Origin of the sequence: Klebsiella sp. D-Nf1, from assembly GCF_002810515.1 — a bacterium.
GTDB classification, from domain to species: domain Bacteria; phylum Pseudomonadota; class Gammaproteobacteria; order Enterobacterales; family Enterobacteriaceae; genus Klebsiella; species Klebsiella variicola.
Genome location: NZ_PIOK01000003.1, coordinates 275559 through 294718, shown reverse-complemented (window position 1 = coordinate 294718; position 19160 = coordinate 275559). Strand labels below are relative to the sequence as shown.

General features: G+C 47.5%; 21 protein-coding genes, 1 tRNA gene and 3 pseudogenes. 4 read left to right on the top strand and 21 right to left on the bottom strand.

Annotated elements, in window-relative coordinates; genetic code table 11:
• Positions 1 to 3: 3 nt before the first annotated feature.
• The 7 genes and pseudogenes from CWM54_RS15175 to CWM54_RS29440 form a co-directional block, all read right to left on the bottom strand.
• Positions 4 to 183: a hypothetical protein gene (locus CWM54_RS15175; RefSeq protein WP_100697654.1), complete on the bottom strand. Its 180-nt coding sequence runs from the start codon at positions 181 to 183 to the stop codon at positions 4 to 6.
• Between the two features lie 5 nt (positions 184 to 188).
• The gene (locus CWM54_RS15170; RefSeq protein ID WP_100697652.1) at positions 189 to 626 is read right to left on the bottom strand and encodes a hypothetical protein; all 438 of its coding nucleotides are present in this window, start codon (positions 624 to 626) and stop codon (positions 189 to 191) included.
• The gene (locus tag CWM54_RS15165) at positions 627 to 2891 is read right to left on the bottom strand and encodes a hypothetical protein (protein ID WP_100697650.1); all 2265 of its coding nucleotides are present in this window, start codon (positions 2889 to 2891) and stop codon (positions 627 to 629) included.
• 145 nt (positions 2892 to 3036) lie between these two features.
• A complete protein-coding gene (locus tag CWM54_RS15160; RefSeq protein WP_133123748.1) occupies positions 3037 to 3672 on the bottom strand; it encodes a hypothetical protein in 636 nt (211 codons plus the stop codon).
• A gap of 144 nt (positions 3673 to 3816) precedes the next feature.
• Positions 3817 to 4062, bottom strand: a complete 246-nt coding sequence (locus tag CWM54_RS28080; RefSeq protein ID WP_100751546.1) for a hypothetical protein — start codon at positions 4060 to 4062, stop codon at positions 3817 to 3819.
• 485 nt (positions 4063 to 4547) lie between these two features.
• Positions 4548 to 4823 carry an excisionase gene (locus CWM54_RS15155; protein WP_100697646.1) on the bottom strand — a complete coding sequence of 92 codons (276 nt, stop codon included), beginning with the start codon at positions 4821 to 4823 and terminating at the stop codon, positions 4548 to 4550.
• Positions 4824 to 5010: 187 nt separating this feature from the next.
• Positions 5011 to 5241 (bottom strand): annotated as a pseudogene (locus CWM54_RS29440) (IS5/IS1182 family transposase); the annotation flags it as partial.
• 189 nt (positions 5242 to 5430) lie between these two features.
• On the opposite strand from CWM54_RS29440, the pseudogene CWM54_RS29300 reads away from it, so the two are divergent.
• Positions 5431 to 5631, top strand: a pseudogene (locus CWM54_RS29300) (hypothetical protein); the annotation flags it as partial.
• Between the two features lie 556 nt (positions 5632 to 6187).
• Entirely contained in the window at positions 6188 to 7192 is a 1005-nt protein-coding gene (locus tag CWM54_RS29295) for a hypothetical protein (RefSeq protein WP_227521629.1), read from the top strand.
• 496 nt (positions 7193 to 7688) lie between these two features.
• Here the strand turns inward: CWM54_RS29295 and CWM54_RS29290 are convergent.
• From CWM54_RS29290 to CWM54_RS15055, 14 genes and pseudogenes are all read right to left on the bottom strand, one after another.
• Positions 7689 to 8061, bottom strand: a pseudogene (locus CWM54_RS29290) (single-stranded DNA-binding protein).
• A 181-nt stretch (positions 8062 to 8242) separates the two neighbouring features.
• Entirely contained in the window at positions 8243 to 10999 is a 2757-nt protein-coding gene (locus CWM54_RS15115; protein WP_100697640.1) for a TOPRIM and DUF927 domain-containing protein, read from the bottom strand.
• Positions 10992 to 11342, bottom strand: a complete 351-nt coding sequence (locus CWM54_RS15110; RefSeq protein WP_100697638.1) for a hypothetical protein — start codon at positions 11340 to 11342, stop codon at positions 10992 to 10994. Before CWM54_RS15110 ends, CWM54_RS15115 begins: the two co-directional genes overlap by 8 nt.
• 10 nt (positions 11343 to 11352) lie before the next feature.
• Positions 11353 to 11997 (bottom strand): hypothetical protein, encoded by a 645-nt coding sequence (locus CWM54_RS15105; RefSeq protein ID WP_100697636.1) that lies wholly within the window; start codon positions 11995 to 11997, stop codon positions 11353 to 11355.
• The gene (locus CWM54_RS15100; protein ID WP_226323919.1) at positions 11990 to 12214 is read right to left on the bottom strand and encodes a hypothetical protein; all 225 of its coding nucleotides are present in this window, start codon (positions 12212 to 12214) and stop codon (positions 11990 to 11992) included. The genes CWM54_RS15105 and CWM54_RS15100 overlap by 8 nt, the downstream gene beginning before the upstream one ends.
• Positions 12211 to 12522 carry a ubiquinol-cytochrome C reductase gene (locus CWM54_RS15095; protein ID WP_100697634.1) on the bottom strand — a complete coding sequence of 104 codons (312 nt, stop codon included), beginning with the start codon at positions 12520 to 12522 and terminating at the stop codon, positions 12211 to 12213. Before CWM54_RS15095 ends, CWM54_RS15100 begins: the two co-directional genes overlap by 4 nt.
• Positions 12519 to 13358 carry a host cell division inhibitor Icd-like protein gene (locus tag CWM54_RS15090; protein ID WP_227521628.1) on the bottom strand — a complete coding sequence of 280 codons (840 nt, stop codon included), beginning with the start codon at positions 13356 to 13358 and terminating at the stop codon, positions 12519 to 12521. Before CWM54_RS15090 ends, CWM54_RS15095 begins: the two co-directional genes overlap by 4 nt.
• A complete protein-coding gene (locus CWM54_RS15085; RefSeq protein WP_100697854.1) occupies positions 13355 to 13534 on the bottom strand; it encodes a DUF4222 domain-containing protein in 180 nt (59 codons plus the stop codon). Before CWM54_RS15085 ends, CWM54_RS15090 begins: the two co-directional genes overlap by 4 nt.
• Entirely contained in the window at positions 13527 to 14369 is an 843-nt protein-coding gene (locus CWM54_RS15080) for an antA/AntB antirepressor family protein (protein WP_100697632.1), read from the bottom strand. The genes CWM54_RS15085 and CWM54_RS15080 overlap by 8 nt, the downstream gene beginning before the upstream one ends.
• A 13-nt stretch (positions 14370 to 14382) precedes the next feature.
• On the bottom strand, positions 14383 to 14817 hold the full coding sequence (locus CWM54_RS15075; RefSeq protein WP_100697630.1) for a hypothetical protein: 435 nt from the start codon (positions 14815 to 14817) through the stop codon (positions 14383 to 14385).
• Positions 14817 to 15014: a helix-turn-helix transcriptional regulator gene (locus CWM54_RS15070; protein WP_100697628.1), complete on the bottom strand. Its 198-nt coding sequence runs from the start codon at positions 15012 to 15014 to the stop codon at positions 14817 to 14819. Before CWM54_RS15070 ends, CWM54_RS15075 begins: the two co-directional genes overlap by 1 nt.
• A gap of 103 nt (positions 15015 to 15117) precedes the next feature.
• A complete protein-coding gene (locus CWM54_RS15065; RefSeq protein ID WP_100697626.1) occupies positions 15118 to 16110 on the bottom strand; it encodes a hypothetical protein in 993 nt (330 codons plus the stop codon).
• A 141-nt stretch (positions 16111 to 16251) separates the two neighbouring features.
• On the bottom strand, positions 16252 to 17466 hold the full coding sequence (locus CWM54_RS15060; protein WP_100697624.1) for a tyrosine-type recombinase/integrase: 1215 nt from the start codon (positions 17464 to 17466) through the stop codon (positions 16252 to 16254).
• A gap of 165 nt (positions 17467 to 17631) precedes the next feature.
• Positions 17632 to 17708, bottom strand: a tRNA-Arg gene (locus tag CWM54_RS15055).
• A 339-nt stretch (positions 17709 to 18047) separates the two neighbouring features.
• Between CWM54_RS15055 and folD the strand changes: the two genes are divergently transcribed.
• Together folD and ybcJ are read left to right on the top strand one after the other, a co-directional pair.
• Entirely contained in the window at positions 18048 to 18914 is an 867-nt protein-coding gene (gene folD / locus CWM54_RS15045; RefSeq protein ID WP_004143017.1) for a bifunctional methylenetetrahydrofolate dehydrogenase/methenyltetrahydrofolate cyclohydrolase FolD, read from the top strand.
• A gap of 1 nt (position 18915) precedes the next feature.
• Positions 18916 to 19128, top strand: a complete 213-nt coding sequence (gene ybcJ, locus CWM54_RS15040) for a ribosome-associated protein YbcJ (protein ID WP_048267531.1) — start codon at positions 18916 to 18918, stop codon at positions 19126 to 19128.
• Positions 19129 to 19160: the final 32 nt, after the last annotated feature.

Genomic DNA, 19160 nt, shown 5'->3' with positions numbered 1-19160 from the left:
TTATCAGCGAGCCGATTCAGCGGCATCCAGGAAGGAATTAATAGCCAGCTCGAACACCTGCCGAGCAACGGCGTGAATTGTCGGCGTATGGCCGGTAAAAGACCGCTTTTGCTCCTGCGCCTGAATCTGTTTGAGCCTCTCAATCTGGCTGGCGGTCAACAACACCGGATAGCTGTTTTTCATTGCGTTCACCTCTTAAAAACTGTTTTAAGCGCTTTGCTTACTACCGCTTCGACATTCTCCGTCGCCCTTATCGCTGCTGGCCCCATAACAGGACGTGGTGGCATTTTCGGCGTGCCGTTCTCATGCCAGTAAAGCTTTTCATCTCCTGAACCGGCAAAGACAACATCACCGAACTCCTCCGATTTGATGCTATCCCTCATCTCACCAGTCCTCTCAAGAGGCGAGTTCAGGGGATAGCCATTTCTGGCTTTATCCTGTTCGGTGGACTCCGCAAGGCTAGCCCATGCAGGAAACGGTCCCACAGACTCCTGATAGGTGCCAATCTCTTCTCTGGCAATCCTGGCTGTCTCATCGGCCAAGTGCTTAACAACCCCATTTATGGCCTTAGGTGCGGCATCTACAGCAATGGTCATCGCCCTGGCAAACTCTTCTAGATTCATCATCTACCCTCTAAACCCATAGCTTCCCATTCCTGGAGGAAGGAGACTCATTGTTCCATCCACGCCGGAAACGCCTGATGGTGGGCGCGAAGCTTCTTTCACTACTGTTTTGATAACGTGACTGGAAACCTCTTTGTTATCGATGTAGTTTTTTACTTCAAGAGATATGTTTGGTTTATAACTAGGTACATCAGGGAAGATGGAGCGTGCTCCTGATGAGCCTTTAGGATCAGGGTATTTATTCGGATTAAGCAGGTGTCGGTATTCATCCAAAGCATTCGGGTTAGTGACGTTGAATCTTGCCGAACCTTTACTGGCTTCGTTCCATTGAGCCACTGCAGGCTCGGTAAATTTCACGCGCTTATACAACTCATATACCGCATAGCCAGCTAATCCAGCAGCACCAATAGCCGCACCAAACAACCCCAGACGAGAAATAGCAAGAGGAATACCATCCGCCGCACTTAATAGCGCAACTTTAGAATAAAGAGTCTTCATCCCGCTTGCCGCAAGTGGCGCACAGTCAACAAGCATTGATAGTGGCTTATAAAGCAGACGGAACGGACTTATAAGCCCTTTTACTGAACCACTGAGTAACCACATCGCACCACCAGCACCCGCAAGCCCAATAATACCGGTACCGACTTCCGTTATGTATTTTGTGGCATTTGGATTTGCCCGCATCCAGGCGGTAAGGCGATTAAGACCACCGGTGAGTTTATCAATACCTTTTGTTGCCATATCCAGGACGCCGCCATCCTGAGCAAGGGCCAATTGAAACCCACTCCATTTAGCCGCTAACGCCTGCCGACCCATAATTGATTTATTAAATGGGCTTCTAATCGTCTGTGTCGGGCCTTGTGATACCTCATAAGAATGCTCTGACTCTATGATTGTCGGCATTTGGGCCATCAGCCGATTATATATTTTCGCACCATTCGTCCCTAACAGGATGGCGTTTTCCCTCTCAATATCAGTGGTCTTGGTAATCCCATGTAGCTTATAAATTTCCATCAACTTTTGAGCATATCCAATAGCATTGACCGCCTGAAGCTGATAAAGACTTTCCTTTTGTTTAATCCCTGTTTTATCTGCAATGCCTAAACGCTTCATCTCTTTCTGAAGAAGCTTTGGCGGCATAGACATCATACCGTTCATTCGGGTGTAGGCTGTACGCAACCCGACCGCTGTAGTACTACCGCCCATCTCGGCAATAATAGGCTCCAGCCCTGCAAAAATTGCTTTAATAGATTGCTGGTTGGTTGCCGAACTCCCGTAGGAAACAAAATGCTTGAGCTGCGCCTCATCAACTAACCGCCCTGATGCCTGAGAAGCCTTAAATACAGCATCAACAATAGCTTTTGCTTTTTCCTGTTGCCCAGGGTTAGTTCCCCCCATAATTTCAACTATCTTATTGAGGTTTCGCATGTTGAACGATGCCGCAGCCTTTGAGTCACCACTCAACGCGCCCATTGCCACTTCATAATTGGCAAGTAAAGGGGCCATTGTCATAGCAGCTTCAAGCGCTTTGCTACCGTTCATCCCTGATTGGCGAAATGAACCTTGCGCATCCGTAAAGATACGCATCATGTCTACCTGTGACGCATATGGCATTTTCATGTTTGTCACAAAACTAACTGCCTGGGCCATTTGAGATTGATTAAGGCCCATCTGCCTCAATCTGGCCTGATCTCGAGCATAATCAATACCCACATCATAGGATTTACTGAGAAAATCAAACCCAGCGTAGGACGTCATAAGGTTATTCATTCCAGCTTCGTGCCATGAGTATCTACCGCCGCCAGAACTGGAGGAAGAAGCAGGAGCGGAGGCGGGGATTTTAGTGGCGGGAATTTTTAAGCCACGCTGCGCCTCTCTTTGAAGTCTAATAACAGACTCCAGCCCCCCCTTAGTACTCGCCAATAATTGCTGATATTCCGCCAGGCCTTTGTTCGCCTGAGACATCCCGCCACGAGAATCAGCAAGCTTCATCGCCTCGCCTAATTTAGTTGCCGAGGTAGCGTTAGCACCTAGTAACTTGTCAGATTCTTTGAGTTTTGTTACCAGGGATGCGATACCGGTTCCTTTTCCCGTCTTCCCTAACTCATTATTCAATTGCTGAGACGCTGATATGACCAGTCGGAGAGTTTTAGGGATATTTTTAAGCCCATCATCAAGCTGGCGAGTCTTCTTAATTAGATCATTAAGGGTGCGAGTTAACTTATCTTCAGCTGCAAATTTAACAAACACACCATATGTACTTTCCATTTTTACCCCGTCTGCCGCACAGTAGCATGGAATGGTTATTTATACAGTTATTATAATTACAATCGTTAATTTAGGGAAGGAATGAGGGTTATAACGGGAAAATAAAAAACCCGGCTCATGGCCGGGTGTGGGTGTCATCGACTGCCTAGTTAAAGCACTTTAGACCATATGTTTTCATAAAGTCATTATCTGAAAGCGCAAAGAAAGAAAATGGATTCCGCGTGGCTGAGAATTTATTACCATGCCTTTTCAGGTAAAGGCTTTCACCAACCACTTCTCCAGTATCCATCCGTTTTAGTTGTAAATAATATTGGAGGTTAAATTCATTAGCGTCTCCCCTTTCTCGGTCAGCCTGTGTAACGGTCCTGTTCAATTTGGCGCACTTGGTAATGAAGTCATAAAGAGTATTGCCATTAGCCAGCTTAACCAGTTTAGAGAAGTACATCGCTCTGTAAAACCCAGTTTTGTAGATATTTAGCACCTCTTCGTCGCCATTCATCGCGCTGCCAGGAACAAATTTTTGCTTTTTGATTTCAGGATATTTTTGAAAGATAAAAGCATCAAACTTTTCACCGTATGGATCTTCCGTCCCTATGCTCCCCTCCTGCTGGCTTTGTGGGGCCGTGACATAAACATTCTCCGAGACTGGCGGGAGGTTATCAGGAACATAGTCGAAAAGTATTTCATCCTCTGCAAAGCACATGAAGGATAGAAAAAAGGAGCAGGCGAGTAAGATTTTTTTCATAGGTGGCAGTTTTGTAATTGCTGATACAAGAATCATAGCACTTGCCAAATGCCGAACAAAATGTATCTACTTGATTAATTGGTCATAACTCTTTGTCAAAGATATTGGATTGCGCCCCTGCTGAACGACATAGTAAAGAAACATATTGATTTTTAATCATATACCATCACTGGATACGCCTTATTCAGAGATCTGCTCAGACAGCCATGCAACACCATCAGATAGCAAAGTAGATGTATCATGCGCTCTCGTTCCAAACTGCCAAATTGCGAAGGCTAGAAAACCGACAAAAGCAATGATACTCACACGCAAAATCCGGCGATCAACATGTAGCAGTATTGCTGCTAAAGCCAGAAGCAGAATCAAGGATACTGGCCAACAGGAAACGACCGCAACATAAGTCATAAACAGGTAGCCAATAATCATGGCTTCACCTCATCTATATAAATGTTGCCATCCGTTCACTGAGTTTAGAGTGGGCGCCTTGATCAAGACATTGCCGATAACGATGAGGTAGCCCCACCTCATTTCAAGCGCCACTGTGATGTCATAGTAGGTCAACGAGCCCAAACCGATTGATACCAAGATTAAACGTCTTTTGGTGGTTTTGAAAATACGATCGATTCTGATTTACACATTTTTCATCGAACCTAAGAGCTATCCGCATGTCTCTAGGCTTTTAAGTACCTTATGACGCTTATGCCCCTTTAGATCTCACAGCAATCAGTTTGCATCGCTACACGATCATACCCCCCTATGGGAAACCGACGATTATCCTCTATGGACGCAGAAATAGACTACATGCCCCTATCGGCAAATTATTTGGCATCGGCCAGTTCATAGCCAAACAAGACACATGTACCTATGGGTAAGAAGATGCGGGCGCATTGACTCTCTTTACTTGCTAGAGTTTACCGCCTCTTCTTTGCTTGTTTTTGCTCCATTGCGCGAACTCTCTCTACCAAGGTTCCTTTTGACGTTATGGTATCTATCGACCTGTTAGGTACTACATCCTTTTTGCTTATGTCGACGTATACAGCATCAGGGTGAACTCTGTAAGTTTTTCCATGAAGTTCTGGCGCTGGGTAAATCCTACCTTCTCTAGCCCAGCGGCGAAGTGATGATAATGACGGAGGGGTTTCATATGTTCTAGAAGCCCACTCTTCGAGTGTGAGAAGCTTTGCCACTACCGAACTCCTATATGTCGCAAGAAAATGAATGTGCAGAAAAATACAGCCAATGTATGGCACCTTAAGGACAGGGTAGTTTTTCCTATATGATTACATCACTACGGATGACCGAAATCATCGCCGTGGGCTGGTGGGTATTTTGTCTTCTCTAAATATTAGTCCTATCGACGACCTAATGATAGGCTTTGAAACCCTTGTGTCCCTCATTACTGGACTGTATATGCGGCTCGACGCGGCGACTCAACCGGTCTGCTTCGTAATCTTTTTCCGGGCAGCGTCTGAGTTTTTGTCCTGTATGACCCGTCCGGAGGGTTTTGAATGTATCCGCAACCAGTTTGATGTCATGCGTGTTCGCTGCGGCGGCGACCAGCGACAGAGGAAGCCCGTTGGCATCTGTCATCAAACTGCGCTTTAGTTACCCTTATACATAAGTAACTATTTATGAAAAAGTTACTAATGAAGGGATAGGGAGCGTAGTGAACTCATTAGTAATTTTTTTGGAAAAAGTTACTAATGATGCGTTAGTCCCATTAGTAACTTATCTAAGAAAAGTTACTAATGAGACTAAAAGCCTATCCCAACAAGATTTTATTCCAGACAATAATTGCTGCAGAAAAACTTTGATGCCAATCCGTCCGACCTTATCTACTGGCCTAATGAATGGTTCCAGGATTAAGACATGATTCATGTTGATTTGACGCCTGAAGAAATCGCCGGATACCTTATGGCAAAATCTGGCCGGCTTCTAAGCGATGCGCCACAAATCGACCTGAGATACCCAATCCCTCCCAGCGCAGCAAGTTAACTCTAAGAGTTATCAACCCTTATGTGCCTATACATATCCAGAACACGTCAAACCTGCCTATCTATAGGCAGAACACACCGTTTCTGCCTATAAATAAGATATGGGCATTTTCATGGGGCGGTATGGTTTTACATGTAGCGTTCAAACTGCCACGCAGCGATTGCCACCAGCATGAACAGAACGACGAGGACTACCCCCAGCACCCTACGCCTCATATAGAATGCTACTCCTGCAGAGAGACCAAGTAACGCCAGTGTGGCTGGCCAGGCTGCAATAGCTGTAAGATAGGCTACGATCAGGTAGTCCTTTATCACGGAGATCTCCTCTGGTTTGGTTTCTTCAAATTATAGGCTGATCGAAAAGCTGCTCCATAGAGTGGGGACTGCTACCCCACTTTTTTAGTAGGAGCATAATGGAAAAACTGAAAAGTAGCAGAGGAGTTCGGTTGATTGCCGGGAACCCTGATAAATATCCAGGTATACCTATTCATTTTTCTGATCTAAGATTCATCCTAAAAATATTCTATACCCTATATACAGTAAGAAAAGGATGAAAGATGACAGAAGATAATAATGAAGATGTAGCCCCACCAAGCAAAACTAAAAAGGTCACTCTTCGGGCTTTTCAAATTAAAAATGACAGTCTTTCAAAAGCATCAAGTGATGCAAAATCACAATTGTTAGCAAAGCTCAATGAAATAAAAACAGCGAAAGAAAGGTGTATGTTGCTAAGTACAGATGACCCAAATAAAGAGAGGGATGTGTTATCTTATTTTAAAGAGTCATCGGTTAGCAAGTCTATTTTTTGTACAATGTTGAGAATCACATCAGACAAGGACGTCCAGCACATAACTGAAACCCTTTTTGAGAAAGATGTTTTCACCATTGATGACATAGAAACTTCCCATATTGATGCTTCTGCCATCTGTAAACAGCACTATTACTTTTCAATGAATGATGACTTTTTAGTCACAAATCTGCCTTTAAACAAAACTGTGATCCGCTTACAAACTTACCTAAGTTGGTTTACTAACAACGAATTGCTGGAGTTTACTCCGATGATTTCGGCAAAAGGGAAGACCAAGTTAAGTGACCTGAAAGCAATAGTAGTAAAAGACCCTGAACCAATTAGTAGCGAATCCCTATCAGGGCACAATTCAAGCAAAACACCTGAGGACATTCAAAGCCAGAAGTCCATCAGCCTTTCAAAAAAGGTTATAGATATTATTAGAAACTCAATGTCAGATACAGAGCAACTTAATGATATTGCTTTAAGTCAGATGATTTCTGCTGAGTTACTGATTAAGTTCAAAAAACCTAGAAAAATGACAGATGACGAGTATGAAAGAGTTCTTGGCGCATACTTAAAACCAGTCAGCGATTTAGACAACGTGTCTTTCAAACGAAAAGATAACAAAACTGAGATCAAGGGCAAAGATTTACTTTTAACTAAAGCGGTTGACATTGAAACAACTCAGTCAGGAAAGCTTGTCGAGCACCAATTACTACAAGAGATGAGCAAGTTTCTGTTAGAATTGAGCAATGCTAAAGCTACTAGTTAGTACCCTATTCATACTAGCGTTGACCGTTGTCGCTAGCTCTGTCTGGAACATACGTCCGGACAGTTTTTTTGCGTCCACAGTTTTTACCGTGGCTGGGATCATGTTTTCAATTGGTCTAGGCTTGATTGTGACGTTCAATCCTAGTGGCGTTAAGAACAGAGCTTACCTTGCTGCGATTCGCAAAAACATTTCGAAGGTCCGAAATTCATTCCTTGTACATTTTGGATTAACTACAATTTATTATGTTTTAAATCAATACATTGCAATATATGAGTATGTTGTGTCTATCGCAGGTAAGTTTGATTTGAAGATTAGCGCCTCTATTTTTCTTTGCCTGCTAATGATATACTCCTCGATATATTTCATCATAAATTTCATAGAATTACAGAGATTGAACAACGATATCTTCGATAAAGTGAATAAAGAATCCGAGTAATGTTACTTCTCCTTAAGTGAAAAGCGCCTCTCCTCTGGCTGAACTGGATCCTTTTTACTATTAATTTTTGAAATCATCGTCATACGGTGGGGTATGGTCGAATCCTTCATACCCGGTAGTGAGCGGTTGCTGCTCATGAGTCCGGCGTATGGCATCAGTAGACTGTCCTTGTTCCCCCGCTTTACCTCCAGGTCGCACCGTTCTGGCGCTGAGTACACTGTCCGCAATGACCTGATAACCTTGCTGTGTACCGCCATCCTGACCAGTCCACTGGTTGAGCTACATATTACCCGCCACACTGACCAGGTCGCCTTTACGGTGTTTGACCACCGCATTGTATAGGTGGTCCATAGCCATGCAAGTACCGCTTGTTCGTGGTTCTGATTTGAGAGGCGGACACCTGGCGGCCATACGCTGAAATTTGAGCTGTCATCGCTGTGCTCTTCTCTTCTGATGCCCTGTACCTGATTCAGTGTTGGTTCAAAATGGTAGTTTGTTGCCTCATTGTTGGTTCATTTTTCAAACATGAAACCTTATTAAACATATACATATAACCACTGAGGCAACTAAACCAACTGAACCAACACCTAAACTACACACATGAAAGAATGCTTTTACTCTGGCTGGTCGTCATCCGGCAGATACTGCAGGACATAAAACCATGGCTGCCGCCCTTCTATACGGGGCCCCTTTTTTTGGTACCCGCGACCGTTACTGGGTGGTGTGAGCATTCCAGCTTTCTTCAGGACTTCAGCAAATTGTCCTTTGTTGAACCCTCGCGCGATTTCATCATTGAATGTTGCCGGAAAAGCATAGAAAACAATCAGGTCTGTATCATGATTCCCTTTGGAACGGAACCCTGCCAGATTAGGAATAGGCAGATCTCTTGGTTCATATGGCAACGGTGCAAACCGACTAAGTCCGAATCTGTTCAGGAAATCTTCGGCTTGCTCGATAATCTGCTGATGCTCTTTGTTGCCAGTACCAAATTCGCGCAACCAGGCGTTATAGCTGTATTGGATAGCATCCCGACACGTTTGCTCATCCCAACCAGTGATCACCTTACCCAACAGCAGTGCGGCTTCCAGAATCGCGAACCGGGCGCTGACGCGATGGACCTGCTCCCCATAATCCGACGGGATCAAGCTACGCCAGCGTTCTTCCGCTGCTCTGACAGCGCTTACTGACTCGTGCTGGTGGTCAGCCAGCCACTTAACCCACTCACGCCCGGCCACTCCGTGGTGATGCTGGTATGCATCCTTCAGAGCATCGGCATGGTATTTACCATTGGCATGCTCATGAAAACGCACTGCCCGACGCATTGGAATGTTAAGCAGGCGAACCAGCTGGCCCGCTTTAGCCTTACGGCCGGCACTGGCGATGAATGTTTCCAGATCCATCTCACCGGTACTGATGGCCACAGTACGCCAGCGCTTCAGATCACGGTTCCCTCCCTCCTTCGCCCCCTGCAGCTTACCCGTACCATTAAAAAGCGCGTAGGCAGATTTGTAGACCTCCACCGGATCAGCGCCCTGGCCGATTTCGTCTAGCGGCATGAGCGCGTCGTTGTGTGCGGCAGCTTCATTCGCCAGCCCCAGCGCTGTACCGTACCAGGTTAGACGCAGTACATCTGGATTGCCGTAAAGACTGGCGGCCACATTAGCAGTGGTAGTCTTACCCGCGCTCGACTGTTCGTAGAGGTGGATGCCGAATCCATCCGCACCAGCAAGGCCAATCAGCGGGGCGGCCAGAGCTGCGGCCACACCAGTCATCATCGAGTAGTTGCCAAAGGCCAGACGTCCAACGCTCTCTCGCCAGCTTTCAACAGTACCGCTGGTGGTATAACCGGATGCGGCAGAACTTCGTCCGTTAAACAGCACCGGTTGATCTGGAGTACCAATGATCTCGCCATCAGGCATGATGTAGGCGCCACACTGCCAGCCCGTAGCATGCGCAATGCGCCATACCTCACCATTGGCACAGCTCTGCAGCCAGTCGGCCAACGTTGCACGTAAACCACTTTTGGTTGTGACGTTCACCCCACCAGCCTTGAGCGTTCGCCAGCCTTCGCGTTCACCGATATCAGCAAATGGTATTGCCTGGACAGTATCCCCCTTCGAACCGAATGGGCGCCAGCGCAGGATCAGATACCGGGTTTTACTGTCATCTATGCCAGTACCTATGACCTCCAGAGAAGAACACAGCCAGCTTTCACGGGTAGTTATTTCCCCGGTATCTTTGTCTGATTTTGGCTCAACCCAAAAAATACCGTCAGCACGGCTTTCGACATGAGGTCGCAGAGATTCAGGTTTTGATGCGCCTTTCTTCCCTCCGTTGATCACTTGCAGTCTCGCGGACACTTCAGGCTCCTGCGGTTGATACATCGAATTCTTAAACGCCGTTGTAGCGGCTTCCAGGCCATGCTGCTGGTGGTAGTCGTTCCAGTCGGCCTTTTTCACTGTTGGTGGTAAAGCCACCCAGCCAGAGACAGACTTTGCAGCTTTCTCCGCAGCGTCTTTGCCTATATTTGGCTCTCCGGGCTTAATATCGTTGTCGGCAGCAATGATGATCTGCGCATTCGGGTAACGCTGATGCATGGCCTGGGCGACGGGCTGCAGGTTGCCTGCATCTATGGCACATACCGTCAGTGCTTCCTGGCGTATCAGATGGACAGATAAGGCTGTTGCCAGCCCTTCAGCAATTAAAACACTCTGCGGTGCGTCTGCTGCGTTTACAGCATGGTATGCACCTCGCTTCGCAGAGCCGGCCAGAAGACGTTTTTCACCCTGCTGTGTAATGGTCTGCGCAGCTGTTACTGTGCCAGATTCATTAACCAGCCCTAACAAAAGCGAACCATCAGGCAGAACAGGGAAGGTAAACCCAACCAAACCCTTGTTCATGAGGTATTCGCTTTCACCCTCGAAAGCTGTTTCTGCAAGCCCCTGCCAGTGGCTCACAAATAAACCGCGGCGCTGTTCTATTTCAGCCAACTTGCGCCGTTGGCGTTCCTGCTCGCGCTGCTGGCTTTCGGTTTTCATTTGTTCCCGCCTCTGGCTAGCTGTCGCTTCGTCCTGTTTCACTGTCCGGTAATCAATACCCAGCACATCAGCCGCCATTCGTGCTGCCTCTGTGGTGTCGCAGTTGTTAACCTGCTTGATTAAATCCAAACCATCACCGGCTCCGCACTGGCTGCAGATAAAGCTGCCGCGCCCGTTATCATCAAACCGGAAGCGATCCACGCCGCCACATGCCGGGCATGGAGCATGTTTTCGTGGCGAGTCTGGTACACCAATATGCAACCCTGCCAACACCGTAGGCCAGCGGTCGGCTGCTGCGTGAGTTACCTCTCGGATAAGGTCGATATTACGCATTCTTACCCCCGTGATTACCTGCCATGGTTGCGCTCATATCGTTAACCATGCTTTGCCATATATCACGACCGCAACCGGTCAGACCGGCTGAGGTGACGCAGTGGCTAAGAAGCTCGATCCCGACCGTTTCCCATTGTGGGTAAAACTGTTTCAGCGCCTCCAGCGCGTAGCCGTCGATAAGGTCACGAACACCTTTAACGCCCCCGAGAATCGCCACACGAACTGGTTCGCCACCCACATCAATCATGAAATAGTCACCGCCGCTGATAGCGGCGATATGGTCATACAGCGCCGCAGCGTACTGGTTCGCCAACGCATTAAGCCTGAAGTTTTTAGTAATCATCTATAGCTCCTCAGTGAATTACGCGCTGCTCTGCTTCACCAGAGGATAAAAAAATCAAAAACTCCTCATGGAGAGTATTCAATGACTCACGTCCGAAATCTGATAATTCAACGCCCATGCCCTTGGCATCTATTACAACCATGCTTTTATAGATAGCTAGTGCCATGCCCGGCGCAACATCAGGCGAGTAATGCTTGAATGCGGTGCCCTCAATATTGTTTGACAGGGCCATACGCTCTGTAACCAGAAATACAGGAATTTTCCCTAGCTCACTGACATATGCAGGGGTGGTGATAACACTTCCGCCTTCATCATGGACATCAATAAAATGCCCCTTTGATATTTGATCGACAAAAAACGTGGCCGCCACTACCCATTTCCAGATGTTAATCTGCTGATAGACATCTGGAACAAACCAACCATTAATGTGCGCAGTTTCAATTTCAGCGATGATATTAAAACCATCACTCAGCGGCGCATCAAAAAAACCTTCATCAAGTTGTTTAATTGCCGATGAGTAACCAATCATGCGGTTATGACTGTAAAGTCCATCATCATTTTTACGCATAAAATTAATGCCATCTGGCGTGGCTTCAATGACGTTATCAACGATGATTTTTTCTGGAGCTTTTGGGTACTTAACAGTGTTATTCATTCTTTCCAGCCTTATAATTTTTCATCGCCATATCGTGAAGCACACCCTCGGCATCTTGGATAGTTTCGGGCACACCTTCCAGTAAAGACATTAAAGAGCTAATCATTTTGAATTGCCTGTCATCGCCTGACGCACTTGCGACTTCTAACCACACAGACAGTACCGCTTGTGCTTGCTCTACATGGCATTGCGCATCACTAATATTCATGCTGCTCATGATTTACCGCCTTTTTTATTATCTGTGTAGCGAGCATGCATAGCGTTGTTGACTGTATCAGTGAGAGCACGAGTAACTTCACTAACCGTTTGTAGCATTAAGCCAATGGCTTTCATGTCATCTTTGGATTGTTCGGGTGAATACTCTTCGCTATCGGAAGCCCAATACATCAACGAGCCAATAGCTGAAATGCCAACCAAGATATTACTGGCAGCTTCATCTGCTCTTTGTTGAACACGATACGCCTCGTCTTTGGTGATGCTATCAGTATTAAGCGCAGCGTTGCTCAGGTCGTTATAGAGGCTCATGCTGATACCCCCATGCAGATACGGCCGGCGAAGAAACAAACATGATCCCGTACCAGACTACGGCGGGCTTCATGCTCGGAATCTGCGGCGACGTGATGGATTTTTGCGATAACTGTCGGGCAATCGCGGCGCACAGCGCCGATAAGCCAGATGAATTGCGGTTTTTGGGTAGGGGTAGTAGCCATAATGGCAGCCTCCTTGTACTGGGATTTAATCCCACCACCGGAAACGCCAATTTCACTGGTGGTGAGCTGAACAGGGTTGGCGTAACCGGCGTACAAGGTAACCGGCGCGGATTTCTCCGCCCCCATCCAACTCACCATAACTCTGCAAGCGGCACGGATTATAACCGTAACGCTGAAAAAAGGGTGAGCGAATGTAAGGACACAAAAAAAGACGCTAGGCGCGTCATGTGTCGCCTTGTACATTTCCAGGACGCCAATCCCGGCACCAGATTTTGCTGGTGCCTTATAACCATAGACCGGGTTGTAGTCGAACATCAAGCCCTTTTTTATGGACTCTAAAAACTCATTACTGCAGGTGTGATGAAGTTCGCGCGTACTGGTCGCGAAACTCGCCGCTAACATGTCCGAAAATTCGTGTGTGTCGGTACGGCAATTCGCTATCGTGTCATTAAAATCTCGCGTACTTGTCTCAAAACCCAAAGCAGCGTAGCTGTCAGAAGTGGCAATACAATTCATAACACCATGGAAATGTGAAAAATCATCCCCCTTATCACATGACTGACAGCTAAGTTTTGCTATGTCTTTAAAGGCTGAGTATGGAGGCATCAGGCCAGCCAGAGAGAGGCTTTTACCCTGGACGGCGATAATCATTGCTTCACCTCCGTGAACTCCTTCATGAAGCGCTCAATAGGATGTACGCACGGAAACTGGTAACCCTCACGGTAAAATGTCACACGGTTATGCGCCACAGAGACGACGCTCACAACTTCCCCACCAGCATCACGATAGGTGTGATTTGGTAATGGCGTGCTAAGTGTCTTACTCATCATTGCCTCCGATACGTTTAGCCATCCAGCGCTGAGAAAGGCGCATCAACTCCGCTTTACGCAGTTCATACTCCATACCCAGATCTATCAGCGTAATGTTGGTATCTTCCAGATAGCTAAGGTGCTCCAACTGTTCCGCATTCATATGGTCTCGTGGTTCCCCCTCAACACCATTAGCCTGAGCCCATTGTTTTGCGGTCATGCCGCCAAGGACAATGCGAGAGAGCATATTGCTCTCGTTAGCGTAGTGATGGCGTTGAGTGGTTTTACCTTGCTCTAAACGGGCCTGATCCAAAGCTTCACACATTGCCGCGAAACGAGTGGCAGCACCGATGCGGGCTTTAAGCTGGCGTCGATACTGAGCAGCAATCTCCGGCACGCTGCGCTGAAGTTCCGCTTCACACTGAATGAAGTAACGGCGGACGGCCCGGCCCTGCTCATTGCGCTCGACCATTGCCATTTCTTTAGCCATGCCAAGAGACAGGCCGGAATCCTTACTGCGACGGTCGCCACCGCGCTTTGTGACCACTCCCCCGCCGTACTGGTCATTTTCCGTGCTTTGATTCCCCCATTTCGGGGAATCAAAATGCACGTAATCGACACCCGGCTCAAACCCGTACTCTTTGATGCGTTCAGCGAGCCAAGTAGAGTAATCACGACCCACACCCATTGCTTTATGTAACGCTTTTGCGCTGACCATATTCGTTTCGCGGCCGCCAATCTGCCCGGTAATAATCGGGACAATAGAGGCAAAGTCATTACCGTTAATTACGCCCTGTCTAACGTTAGGTTGAGGGGCGGCCTCAGAATTGAATCTGCTTTTTTCGATTTTCATTTGTCAGGCTCCGTTATGCTGCTGCGAAGTTTTCCGGGTAGAGATTCAGAATGTCGGCGATATCCTGTTTAGAAAGTCCCTGGTGCCGATTAATGGCCGCCATATGGTTTACGTACTGAATGACTTTTAAAACATCACCACGGCAACAAAAACAGTAGCGCAGGTGAGATCCGATGCCGTCAGGATTCTTTTCGTTGATACGCTCAAGATTAATATCCAGTACGCGGATTAACTCGGTAGCGTAGTTACGTCCTGACGAAAGGCGGCAGTAACGCAGAATATCGTTCTCTGTCCATCCCTCTACGCCGGTACGCAGCATATAAACGCGGGCGCGGTGCTTCTTCGGTGTGCGTCGTGGGGCTTGTTTGTAACTGTTGGCTGGCGTAACATCAGATCCGCGAGTATCTGTGTTAGCCGCCTGCTTTCCGGGGCGGTTTTCTTTTTTCATCAGGCCACCTCACCGCGAGACTCAGCAATGCGCTGATTAATCCACTCGTCAACTTCACCTTCGACGAAGGCAATAGATCGCGAACCTATTTTCACAGGCTGCGGGAAGCGCCCTTGGGAGATGAGTTTATATAACCATGCCTTACCATAGCCAGTTCGGCGAATAGCTTCAGGCATGCGAATTAAAGTTTTTGACATGTAAGCCCCCGTATCCGTAGATAGACCTCAATTGACAAGGGGGATTAAATCCTCACGGGGTAAATTAGTCATTGCACGCAAAATAAAATACTTGCATGCAAAATTAACCAATTGATTTATAACATTTATTAGCCTCTGAAAAAATACCATTTACCATTCTCTCGCTAAGGTTTTTCAGCTTCTTATCACCAATGAGAGAAGATATATCGCCCTGAGTCCACTTCTTTGCCCCAGAAGATGTAACTATGTTGAGTAACGCACCTAAAGTCATCATAAGCTGACCTGTCGAATAAACAGAATCACTTTCCGATAACTTCAATTCAAACCTGGATAAATTTTCTGGCGACATTCCTAACTCACAACCAGCAGGCAGGGCTCCCGCCGGGAAATAATGCGAGGATTCTATTTTAATTCGTTTATTCAGTTTATGAATTAGACTCGTTTCTTTTTCTTCTTCTTTGCTTTCGCTTGCCTTTAAAATTTTAAGGCACTCATCATCAAATTTCTCTTGTAAATTATACAATACACCATCACTTCCTCTTAAAATTACACCGTTAAGATTAGTTAACTCTTCCATTTCTATGCTCTTGTTTTTCTGAATTAACCACATAACATCTATGTATTCAGATCCTAACATTGACAACTCAAAAACATTACCTTCAAGATATTCTATGTCCCCATACTCCCACTCAACTCTACATACGGAGTTACAGTAATATTCAAAGCTTTTCTGCGCCTCTGACAATTCATTACCCGAAGTACTTTTCAGAAATAAATTATATGACTTCATAATATAATCATTTTCTGCCTTTAAATATTCCTCACCATCCTTTGGGTGATTGTCTCCAAAGAACAGGTTTTCAAAGTCAAATGATTTTTTTAAGGCGTTAATCATCGGAGTGTGTTTTTCAGTAATTTTCTTTACTAAAAATTTCTTATCAATTGGGAGTTTTACCGATAAAATTAATTGACCATCAAGGGAAAGCTCAAGCAAATCCATAGCACTGACTGTCTCGTCAAGAGCAATAGAGAGTCTCTGGGCTGCTTCATTCAAATCAATCCATTTTTTTACTTTCAATAACTTACTTTGAATCATACCACCTCCCAGAATCCTAAAGTATCGACTATACCGTCCCATAGAGGTATGCGGGTTTTCAGCGATAGAACCAGACATAGCTCACTATTTGATTGTCTATCTAAGTCTACTATCGTCTTTATATACTGTCTATGCATCCAGTCAGGTACGTTTCCCGAACGAGTCATGCACCACATTTTCGCCATTCTCCAGCGCCTGCATATAGTTGGCATACCACTGGAGCATTTCCCGCCGGCCGTCCAGATACTGAGCGTGGTTGTATGTCCCGCGGATTGAGTTCTTATCGACGTGGGCCAACTGCGTTTCAATCCAGGCGGTGTTAAAGCCCTGTTCGTGGAGTATGGTACTCATGGTGTGCCTGAAGCCGTGCCCGGTCGCTTTACCATCATAGCCAATACGCTTAATCACCTGATTAATGCTGGCCTCGCTCATTGACTTACCAGCATCATTCCTTCCAGGGAAAACATACTTCCCTCGCCCGGTAAGCTGGTGGATCTCTTCCAGCAACTCGCGAACCTGGCTCGAGAGAGGAACGAGATGTGGGCGCCGCATCTTCATTCGCTCTGCGGGGATATTCCAAACGCCTTTGTCAAAGTCGATATCAGCCCATTCAGAAGCACGGAGCTCAATTGTCCTGAGCCCAGTAAGCATAAGCAGGCGGGTAGCATTTCGAGTCACCACGCTGCCGCTATAGTCGTTCAGAGCTCGCAGAAAGTCAGGTATTTGTTCAACCGATAAATGAGGGAAGTGTTTTTGCTTCGGTGCTTTTAGAGTACTGGCGAGATCGACCACGGGATTATGTTCTGCTCTGCCGGTGATGACAGCATAGGTGAAGATCTGTCGGCAGGCTTGACGTGTCTTTTTGAGCTTATCAAGTACTCCACGTTGTTCCATCTTGCGAAGAACAGCCAACATATCAACGGGCTTAATATCAATGATCGACCGGGAGCCAATATAAGGAAAAATATCTTTTCTCAGATACTCCAGGATGTCGCTGGCATAGCCTGCTGACCAGTTCATCGATTTATGTTCATGCCATTCCAGCGCCAGTCTCTCAAAGCTGTTTGATACGGCCATCGCCCTGGCATGTTTTTTTTCCTGCTTTTCCTGCCCCGGGTCACCACCAGCAGCCAGTACTTTTTTAGCCTCTGCTCGTTTTTGACGTGCATCGGCCAGCGAGACATCAGGGTATACACCTAAAGCCAACGACTTTTCTTTACCGGCGACCCGGTACTTCAGCCGCCAGTATCGAGCGCCGTTGGGGTTCACCAACAGGTAAAGGCCACCGCCATCAGACAGTTTATAGGGTTTGTCCTTAGCTTTAGATGTATCGACCTGGCGGGCTGTGAGCTTCACTTGGGGGTATCTCTTTTCATTGAACAGGAATCTACCCCCAAATGTACCCCCACATGAATGTGGATTTCAATAGACCATAGTAGACGTTGAGATAATGAAATATTGGGGAATGCCGCGTAAATGCTGGGTTGAGTAGACTTCAGGAGACGTTAAGAGAAGTGAGTATGGCACGCCCTACAGGATTCGAACCTGTGACCTACGGCTTAGAAGGCCGTTGCTCTATCCAGCTGAGCTAAGGGCGCCCTGAGAAGCGAGTGCTTCGCGGAGTGAAACGCCTGGAATTATACGGTCCACATCCGTTGAGTCAATCCATTTTGCCAGGAAACTGCGGGGCTTATACGATGCTGGCGAAATATCCCTCAGCAACTGTACAAGAAGCATACCACCGGGGCGCTTACGCGCGTAAATCGACTTAGTGGCCAGACGCAACACACCAATACCCCTGAACTGAACAGGGTCAAAACAGGCTAAATTCGCCCCAGACAGGATAAAACCGCAAACGAGGACTGACAGCGAGGCCGGCTTCTGACAAAATATCCCCATCCCCCTTTCGTAAAGATACAGATGGAATCCTCTCTCTGATGGCAGCAAAAATTATTGACGGTAAAACGATTGCGCAGCAGGTACGCTCTGAGGTTGCGGAAAAAGTGAAGGCTCGCGTTGCGGCCGGAAAACGCGCCCCTGGGCTGGCCGTCGTGCTGGTCGGCAGCAACCCGGCCTCGCAGATTTATGTCGGCAGCAAGCGCAAAGCATGTGAAGAAGTGGGCTTCGTCTCCCGCTCTTACGATCTCCCGGAAACCACCAGCGAAGCCGAGCTGCTGGAGCTTATCGACACCCTGAATGCCGATAAGACCATCGACGGTATTCTGGTTCAGCTGCCCCTCCCCGCAGGGATCGACAACGTCAAAGTGCTCGAGCGCATCGCGCCGGATAAAGACGTCGACGGTTTCCATCCCTACAACGTTGGCCGCCTGTGCCAACGGGCGCCGCGCCTGCGTCCGTGCACCCCGCGCGGTATCGTGACCTTGCTGGAACGCTACAATATCGACACCTACGGCCTTAATGCGGTGGTCATTGGCGCGTCCAATATCGTCGGTCGCCCGATGAGCATGGAGCTGCTGCTGGCCGGCTGCACCACCACTGTGACCCACCGTTTTACTAAAAACCTGCGCCATCACGTCGAAAACGCCGACCTGCTGATCGTCGCAGTAGGTAAACCGGGCTTTATTCCTGGCGAGTGGATTAAAGAAGGGGCGATTGTGGTCGATGTCGGCATTAACCGTCTGGAAAGCGGCAAAGTGGTCGGTGACGTGGTGTATGAAGACGCCGCCGAACGCGCATCCTACATCACCCCGGTTCCCGGCGGCGTTGGCCCGATGACCGTCGCCACCCTGATTCAGAACACGCTGCAGGCGTGCGAAGAGTATCACGACGTTGAGGAGGCCTGAGATGGCGACATTTTCCTTAGGTAAACACCCGCACGTAGAGCTGTGCGATCTGCTGAAGCTGGAAGGCTGGAGCGAAAGCGGCGCCCAGGCGAAGCTCGCTATCGCTGACGGGCTGGTGAAAGTTGACGGCGCGGTGGAAACCCGCAAACGCTGCAAAATCGTCGCCGGTCAGACGGTGAGCTTTGAAGGCCAGAGCGTCACCGTCACGGCCTGACAGCGAAAAGAAAAACGCCCGCTTTAGCGGGC